The 340-nt window shown below is 25.0% G+C and carries 1 protein-coding gene; it reads right to left on the reverse strand.

Going from position 1 to position 340, the window contains the following annotated elements:
* Window positions 1-340 (reverse strand): transcriptional regulator, SarA/Rot family (locus CD113_RS12910; RefSeq protein WP_407070859.1); only part of this gene is annotated, 340 nt, incomplete at both ends.

The raw sequence follows: 340 nt of genomic DNA on the forward strand, positions 1-340 counted from the left end.
AAACAGAAACTTTTTTTATTTAATATTTTAGATATGTCTTTGATGATATTTATTGCAAAATCTAACTGCTTCTTATTTGTCCTCACTAATACAATTCTCTCATCTGCTAGAAAACGTTCCTTAGTTAACAAATCTTTTTCATTTAATTTATTAATAGCACGGACAACTTGAGGATACATAAAACGAATAGAATCAATTAAATCTTTAAGTGTTAGCGCATCTTTATCTTTTGATAAAACTCTTGATAAAAGAGTAAAGTCTAAAAAGGTTAATTTAAACTGATTTTTTAAATAGTCTTTTAGATACAGTAAATGTATATATCTGTCTCTTATACACATCT

The sequence above is a fragment of the Staphylococcus simiae genome (genome assembly GCF_002902085.1).
Classification (GTDB): Bacteria; Bacillota; Bacilli; order Staphylococcales; family Staphylococcaceae; genus Staphylococcus; species Staphylococcus simiae.